This window comes from Acidovorax sp. SRB_24 (assembly GCF_012931925.1).
Window position 1 is genome coordinate 16,429 of record NZ_MWOM01000058.1, and the last position, 7,879, is coordinate 24,307.

Annotated in this window: 8 protein-coding genes; 5 read left to right on the forward strand and 3 right to left on the reverse strand. The window is 71.0% G+C overall.

The features are described 5' to 3' along the window. The coding region (locus B2J89_RS16600; RefSeq protein ID WP_240965054.1) for a PHB depolymerase family esterase at positions 1-747 on the forward strand (747 nt) is incomplete at its 5' end. A 42-nt stretch (positions 748-789) separates the two neighbouring features. Here B2J89_RS16600 and B2J89_RS16605 read toward each other — a convergent pair. Beyond that, positions 790-1,740: a lytic transglycosylase domain-containing protein gene (locus B2J89_RS16605; protein WP_169170134.1), complete on the reverse strand. Its 951-nt coding sequence runs from the start codon at positions 1,738-1,740 to the stop codon at positions 790-792. Positions 1,741-1,940: 200 nt separating this feature from the next. Continuing rightward, on the reverse strand, positions 1,941-3,047 hold the full coding sequence (alr, locus tag B2J89_RS16610; protein ID WP_169170135.1) for an alanine racemase: 1,107 nt from the start codon (positions 3,045-3,047) through the stop codon (positions 1,941-1,943). Positions 3,048-3,183: 136 nt separating this feature from the next. Between alr and lplT the strand changes: the two genes are divergently transcribed. From lplT to B2J89_RS16630, 4 genes are all read left to right on the forward strand, one after another. Beyond that, a complete protein-coding gene (gene lplT / locus B2J89_RS16615) occupies positions 3,184-4,488 on the forward strand; it encodes a lysophospholipid transporter LplT (RefSeq protein ID WP_169170136.1) in 1,305 nt (434 codons plus the stop codon). Positions 4,489-4,608: 120 nt separating this feature from the next. Further along, positions 4,609-5,499, forward strand: coding sequence for a DMT family transporter (locus B2J89_RS16620; protein WP_169170137.1), 891 nt, complete (start codon positions 4,609-4,611; stop codon positions 5,497-5,499). Between the two features lie 39 nt (positions 5,500-5,538). Continuing rightward, complete coding sequence (locus B2J89_RS16625; protein WP_169170138.1) at positions 5,539-6,024, forward strand: glutathione peroxidase; 486 nt, start codon at positions 5,539-5,541, stop codon at positions 6,022-6,024. A 64-nt stretch (positions 6,025-6,088) separates the two neighbouring features. Further along, positions 6,089-7,063, forward strand: coding sequence for a magnesium and cobalt transport protein CorA (locus tag B2J89_RS16630; RefSeq protein ID WP_169170139.1), 975 nt, complete (start codon positions 6,089-6,091; stop codon positions 7,061-7,063). 73 nt (positions 7,064-7,136) lie between these two features. Here the strand turns inward: B2J89_RS16630 and B2J89_RS16635 are convergent. Then, a partial coding sequence (locus B2J89_RS16635) for a ProQ/FINO family protein (protein WP_240965055.1) occupies positions 7,137-7,879 on the reverse strand: 743 nt, incomplete at its 5' end.

Sequence of the window (7,879 nt, forward strand, 5' to 3'; positions counted from 1 at the left end):
AGCACGCGCATGAACCGCGTGGCCACGCGCGAGCGCTGCCTGGTGCTCTACCCCGAGCAGGACCGTCTGGCCCAGGCGCAGGGCTGCTGGAACTGGTTTGAACTGCGCTCGGGCAAGGCGCTGGCCGAGGCAGCGACCCTGATGGTGCTGCTCGAGCAGGTGATCCTGTGGCACGCGGCCGACCGCCAGCGCGTCGCCGTGGTGGGCCTGTCGGCCGGCGCCAGCATGGCGGCCCTGCTGGCCAGCCGCTATCCGGCGCGCTTTCAGGCCGTGGCCATGCATTCGGGGGTTTCACCCGGCCTCGCCCATTCCCCGGCCACGGCGCTGGGCGCGATGCGCGGGCAGCGCGGCGTCGCCCGGGCGGCACACGCGGTAGGCCAGCTGCGGAATGCCGCGGGCCTGGGCCTGGACCTGCCGCCGCTGCTGGTGATCCACGGCGAGGCCGACCATGTGGTCGCGGCCAGCAATGCGCGCACCAGCGCAGCCATCTGGGCGCTGGCCTCGGGCGCTGCGCCGGGCCCCGAGCGCACGCTGCAGCGCGGCCAGCGCTACCCCATGCGCGTGACCGACTACCGGCGCGAGGGACAGGTCCAGGTGTCGCTGTGCCAGATCGAGGGGCTGGGCCACGCCTGGAGCGGCGGCGGCGGCAAGCTGGCGTTCAGCGATGCCGCGGGGCCCGATGCCACGCGCCTGGTCTGGACGTTCGTGGCGCGGCAGTTCCAGCGCCCAGAGACCGCCCGGCGCTGACCGGGCGCGCAGCGCCCAGGGACCCTGGAACGGGGGCACGGTCTATCCGGGCCCGCGCAGCACCACGCGGATGCGCCCCCGCGCGGGCGCGGGAAGGGGCTGCGCCACCGTTCTGATGCGCCCCAGCACCGGCGAGGGCTGCGTCACGCGGCGGTCGAACGGGTGTGCGGCAGCGCCGACCGATTTCAAGATGCGCTGCACGTAGGCGCGCGTTTCGAGGTAGGGCGGCACGCCGCGGTAGCGCTCGACCTTGCCCTCGCCCGCGTTGTAGGCGGCGGCCACCAGCGCCACGTCACCCTCGAAATAAGCCAGCAGCCAGCGCAGGTAGCTCAGGCCGCCGCGGAGGTTCTGCGCCGGGTCGTAGGGGTTCTTGACGTTGAAGCGCTCGCTGGTCTCGGGAATCAGCTGCATCAGGCCCTGCGCGTTCTTGGGCGACAGCGCCTGCGGGTTGAAGTTGGATTCGGCAGCAATGATGGCCAGCGCCAGCTGCGGCTCGACCTGGTACTGCGGCGCCATCTTGAGCACCAGAGCCACGATCTTGCGCGGCGCCGTCGCCTGGTAGTCGACGCCGGGCAAGGCCGCCTCGAGCGGCGCGGGCGGCGGGGGGTGCATGCACGCGGGCACCTCGCCGGTGGCGCCGCCGACGACCTGCAGCATGCGCGTGGCCACATCGAGCCCCTGCTCGGCGGCGGCGTGGAAGAAGAACGCCGCCGTCGCATCATCGCGCGCCACGCCACGCCCGTGGGCGTACATCCATCCGAGGTTGTATTGGGCCAGCATGTCGCCCAGCCGCGCGCTCGTGCAGTACAGGGCGGCCGCGCGCAGCGGGTCGCGCGCCACGCCTTCGCCGTGTTCGTAGGCGATGGCCTGCTCGCGCAGGCTGGCCGCCAAGCTGCTCTCGGGCAAGCGCTCCTGCGCCCGCGCCGGGCCCGCGGCAAGGGCGCACAACAGCGCCACCGACAGCGGCGCAAGGGTCGACAGGCTCGGACGCATGGATTTGAGTATGCGCGCCTTTGCGGCGCGCGTCACCTTGGCGCGGGCCACGCGGGCCGCGCAGGGCGCTCGCCGGCGCCACCAAAAACAGGCAAAACAGCCCCTAGTGCAGATCCATCCAGCGTTTGCAGCTCCTGGAAAAGGAGCAAATCAACGCTGCCGTGGGCCTGCCGTCGCGGCAGTGCCGCGGGGGCGGGTGGTCAGTCTGCCGCCACCGGCACGCGCGGCGCGAGCGCGCACATGGGTTCGTAGGCGACGGTGCCCGCAGCCTGGGCCACTTCGTCGATCGGCAGCACGGCGCCGCTCTGGGCGCGCCCCCACAGCGTGACTTCGCTGCCGATGCCGGCGTCCACGCCGGCGGCGAGGACGGGGTTCAGGTCCACGGTGACCATGTCCATGCTGACGCGGCCGACCAGGCGTGTGCGCACGCCGCCCACCAGCACCGGCGTGCCGGTGTCGCAGTGGCGCGGGTAGCCGTCGGCATAGCCGCAGGCGGCCACGCCGATCGTGGTGGGGCCGTCTGCGGTGAAGCGCGAGCCGTAGCCGACGGTGTCGCCGGCCTGCAGCTGCTGCGTGCCGATGAGGCGCGTGGCCAGCGTCATCGTGGGCTGCAGGTCCCAGTGGGCCGCGGTGTGTTCGGGGTGGTCGGGGGCGCTGCCGTAGAGCACGATGCCGGCGCGCACCCAGTCGCCGCGCACCTGCGCATCGAGGCCGTGGCGCAGCGTGGCGGCGCTGTTGCAGATCGTGCGCTCGCCGGGCAGGTCCTGCGTGGCGGCGTTGAAGACCGCCACCTGGTGGGCGATGCCGCGCGCGCCATCGGCATCGCTGAAGTGGGTCATGAACGAGATCTCATCGACCTGGGGCAGGGCGTTCAGGCGCGCCCAGGCGCTGCGAAAGCGCTGCGGCGTGAAGCCCAGCCGGTTCATGCCCGAGTTCATCTTGAGAAAGACGCGGTGCGGCACCTGGGTTTTGTGCGCGGCCAGCATGTCGATCTGTTCGTCGCAGTGCACGGCGTGCCACAGCGAGAGGCGCGAGCACAGCTCCAGGTCGCGCGGCTCGAACACGCCTTCGAGCAGCACGATGGGCCCGCGCCAGCCCAGGCGGCGCACGCGCTCGGCCTCGTCGAGGTCGAGCAGCGCAAAGCCGTCGGCGCCGCGCAGGCCGTCGAACGCGCGCTCGATGCCGTGGCCGTAGGCGTTGGCCTTCACCACGGCCCACACCTTGGCATCGGGCGCGGCGCGGCGCGCCCGTGCCAGGTTGTGCTGCAGGGCGGCGGTGTGGATGCGGGCGTGGATGGGGCGGGGCATGGCGGAAGCGTCAGGGAAGATGCCCATGATTCTGGCATCGCCCCGCGGAAGGCGCGTGATATAACCGCCAGTCACTCGTTCCGGGGTTCCACATTTACCAGACCATCAGCGCAGCTGATGGACTTGCAGCCATTCGATGAAGCGCGGCTTTTACACCATCATGTCGGCGCAGTTTTTCAGCTCGCTGGCAGACAATGCCCTTTTCGTAGCCGCCGTGGAACTGCTCCGCACCAATGGGGCCGCGGAGTGGCAGCGTGCCGCCCTGGTGCCGATGTTCGCGCTGTTCTATGTCGTCCTCGCGCCGTTCGTGGGCGCCTTCGCCGACGCCCTGCCCAAGGGCCGCGTGATGTTCGTGAGCAATGCCATCAAGATCGTCGGCTGCCTGATGATGCTGTTCGGCTCGCACCCGCTGATCGCCTACGCCGTCGTGGGCCTGGGCGCGGCGGCCTACTCGCCGGCCAAGTACGGCATCCTGACCGAACTGCTGCCGGCCTCGCAGCTGGTCAAGGCCAATGGCTGGATCGAGGGGCTGACGATCGCGTCGATCATCCTGGGCGTGCTGCTGGGCGGGCAGCTGGTGGGGCACCACCTGTCGCAAATGCTGCTGTCCATCGACATTCCGCTGATCGACACCGGCATCGAGAGCCCCGCCGACGCGGCCATTGCCACGCTCATCCTGGTGTATGCGGTGGCCGCCTGGTTCAACCTGCGCATCCCGCACACCGGTGTCGAGATGCGTCCGCTGCGCCAGAACCCGCAGCAGGGCGTGCTGGCCAACGCGCTGGCGCTGCTGCCCGACTTCTGGATCTGCAACGGCCGCCTCTGGCGCGACAAGCTCGGCCAGATCTCGCTGTCCACCACCACGCTGTTCTGGGGCGCGGGCGGCAACCTCAAGTTCATCGTGCTGGCCTGGGCCGCAGTGGCGCTGGGCTACTCGACCACGCAGGCGTCGGCGCTGACCGGCGTGGTCGCCATCGGCACTGCCGTGGGCGCGGTGCTGGCCTCGATGCGCATGCGCCTGGACATGGCCACGCGCGTGATCCCACTGGGCATCGCGATGGGCCTGCTGCTGATCCTGATGGTGTTCATCGACACCCTCTGGCTGGCGATCCCGTTCCTGATCCTGCTGGGCGGGCTGGGCGGCTTCCTCGTCGTGCCGATGAACGCGCTGCTGCAGCACCGCGGCCACAACCTGATGGGCGCGGGCCGCTCGATCGCGGTGCAGAACTTCAACGAGCAGGCGGCCATCCTGGGGCTGGGCGCGCTCTACAGCCTGTCGCTCAAGCTGGGGCTGTCGGTGTTCGGCGCCATCACGGTGTTCGGCCTGGTGGTGGCGGGCGCGATGTGGCTGATCCGGCGCTGGCACCTGCACAATTGTGCGCACCACGGCGAAGAGGTCGCGCACCTGATCCGCATCGCGCGCCACGACCACCTGCACTAGCACGGCGCCGGCGCGCAGTGCCCCCTGCGGTGTCTTTCCCAGCCACCTCCAGTCCGGCCGGCAAAACTCCTGTTTTGATAGCTTGCAGCGCTTGCACAGCAAGCGTTTGAGCCCTATTCCATGCATTCCTTGTTTCCGGTCCTGGCCCTGCTGTTCAACGCGCTGGTGTGGGGTCTGTCGTGGTGGCCGTTCCGCACCCTGCACGGCGCCGGCCTGCACCCGCTGTGGGCCACGGCGCTGATGTACGGGCTGGCGCTGGCCTCGCTGCTGGCCCTGCGCCCGGGCGTGCTGCGGCTGGCGCTGCCGCACCGCGGCCTGTGGCTGCTGGCGCTGGCCTCGGGGCTGACCAACGTGTGCTTCAACTGGGCGGTGACCATGGGCGACGTGGTGCGCGTGGTGCTGCTGTTCTATCTGATGCCGGCCTGGTCGGTGCTGCTGGCCTGGAAGGGGCTGGGCGAGGCGCCCACGCGCCTGGCCGTGCTGCGGCTGGTGCTGGCATTCGCCGGCGTGGCGCTGGTGGTGCTGCCGCCGGGCGCCACGCTGGCGCAGTTCGCGTCGGGCCTGTCGGGCGCCGACCTGCTGGCGCTGTGCGGCGGCTTCACGTTCGCGCTCACCAACGTCACGCTGCGGCGCCTGCGCCAGGTGCCGGGCCCGGCGCGCATGCTGGCGATGTTCGGCGGCGGCGCGCTGATGGCCGCGATCAGCGCCGGCCTGGGCCTGGCGGCCGGCGTGGTCACGGCGCCGCCTGCCCCGGCCCTGGGCTGGGCGCTGGTGGCCCTCGGGCTGGCGCTGGCCTTCTGGCTGGGCAACCATGCGCTGCAGTTTGGCGCCTCGCGCCTGGCCGCCGGCACCACGGCACTGGTGATGCTCAGCGAGGTGGTGTTCGCCAGCGCGTCCTCGTGGCTGCTCGCGGCCACCGTGCTGGCGCCGCGCACGCTGGCCGGTGGCGCGCTGATCCTGCTGGCCGCGCTGCTGGCCATCCTGCCGCACCGCCGCGCTGCGGCGCACTGAGCCGCTACCATGGCCGGTCACCCCCCACAGGAGCCCGCCATGGACCGCATCTACGACTTTGAAGCCCAGCGCATCGACGGCCAGCGCGTGCCGCTGGCGCAGTTCGAGGGCCGGGTGCTGCTGATCGTCAACACCGCCAGCGCCTGCGGCTTCACGCCACAGCTGGCCGGGCTGCAGGCGCTGCACCAGCAGTACGCCGGCCAGGGCCTGGTGGTGCTGGGCTTTCCGTGCAACCAGTTCGGCCATCAGGACCCGGGCAGCAACGGCGAGATCGCCAGCTTCTGCCAGCGCAACTACGGCGTCGAGTTTCCGATGATGGCCAAGATCGAGGTCAACGGCGAGGGCGCAAGCCCGCTCTACCGCTGGCTCACGGCCGAGGCGCCGGGCCTGCTGGGCAGCAAGGCCATCAAGTGGAACTTCACCAAATTCCTCGTGGGCCGCGACGGCCGCGTCATCCGCCGCTATGCGCCGCAGGACGCGCCCGCCAGGCTTGCAGCCGACATCGAGGCGGCGCTGGCCGCCTGACGGCGCGCTGCGCCGCCCTTGCCCTCGGCCATCCTCCCGCAACCCCTTCGCCCCTACCGCCAACATGATCATCAACTGCGTGGCTTACGAGAACGGCCGCAAGCTCGCCGACATCCACATGGACGACATCAGCGACTGGCTGGCCCGCCCCGGCTGCTTTGTCTGGGTGGCGCTGCAGGACCCTGGTGCCGACGAGCTGGCGCAGATGCAGGAAGAATTCGGCCTGCACGAGCTGGCCGTGGAGGACGCGCGCAAGGGCCACCAGCGCCCCAAGATCGAGGAGTACGGCAGCATGGTGTTCGTCGTCATGCACCTGCTCGGCCCGGCCCTGCAGGAGGGCAGCGACGAGCAGCTCGGCGAGCTGGCGGTGTTTGCCGGGCCCAACTTTGTGCTCTCGGTGCGCAGCCACAGCGCGCACGGCTTTCAGGACGTGCGCGAGCGCTGCGAGCGCGAGCCCGAGCTGCTCAAGAACGGCGCCGGTTTCGTGCTGTATGCGCTGATGGACGCCGTGGTCGATCGCTACTTTCCGGTGCTCGATGGCTTCGAGTCCGGGCTCGAAGGCGTGGAGGAGCAGATCTTCACGCGCGGCGCGGCGCGCGGCAACATCGAACGGCTCTATGACCTCAAGCGCCGCACGGGCGCGCTGCGCCATGCGGTGGTGCCGCTGCTCGACGTGCTGGGCAAGCTGCACGGCGGGCGCGTGCCCAGCGTGTGCGCCGGGGTGCAGGAGTATTTTCGCGATGTGCACGACCACGTCACGCGCATCAGCGGCGCCACCGATGCCGTGCGCGACACCATTGGCACGGCCATCCAGGTGAACCTGTCGATGGTGACGATCGAGGAGTCGGAAACCACCAAGCGGCTGGCCGCCTGGGCCGCGATCTTTGCCGCCTCGACCGCCCTGGCGGGCATCTGGGGCATGAACTTTACGGGCATGCCCGAGCTGCACTGGCGGTACGGCTACCCGGTCGCGCTGTCGGTGATCTTCACCACCGGGGTGCTGCTGTACTGGCGCTTTCGCAAGGCGGGCTGGCTGTAGCGCCGGCGGCCACCCCGCTTTGATGCCCCATCGGGCTGCAGCGCTGGCCCAGCCAGCGCTTGCAGTCCTTTTTTTATAGCGCCTCAGGGTCCGCAGGCGCCACCGGCAACTCGCTCACCTCAGCGGCGGGGGCTGCTGGCGGCGCGGCCGCGGCCGCCGCTGCCCGGCTGCGCGCGCTGTGCAGCGTGCGCGCCACGGTGCGCGGGTCCATGCCGTACATGTCGGCAAACTCTTCCACCGCCTTGCCGCTGGCCTCGAAGGTGCGCAGCAGGGCTTCTTCGCGCGCCCTTTTGGCGGCCAGCTCGGCCAGCGCCTCGTCGAGCAGGGCGTTGGCGGCATCGTCGCGCGTGCGCACGCGCTCGGCATAGTCCTCGCGCGAGAGGCCGCTCGCCTCGATGTTGGCGACGATGCGCGCGCGCAGCTTGGGCTGCAGGTCTTCGCCGCTGCGGCCCTGGCGGCGGCGATGCACTTCCACGAGCGCCTGGTGGATGTGCTCGGGCGCCATGGCTTCGACGGGCTGGCCTTGCAGGTCGTGGCGCTGCTGGCCGGCGGCGACGCTTTGCAGGTAGCGCGTGGAGCGCGTGTGGATGCCCAGCGCGAGCTTGAGTGCCTCGCGCTCAAACACCTCGGGGTGGGCGGCCAGCAGGTCCTGGAAGACGCCGCGCTTGAGCGGCAGGAACACCGCGCCGAACAGCTGCGGGTACAGCTCGGCAAGCTTCTCGAGCGTCGGCGGCACCGGGCGCGGGCCGCGTGGCGCTTTGGCAGCGGCAGCGGCAGCGGCAGCGTCTGGCGCCTGCGGCGCCGCAGCGCCCGCCG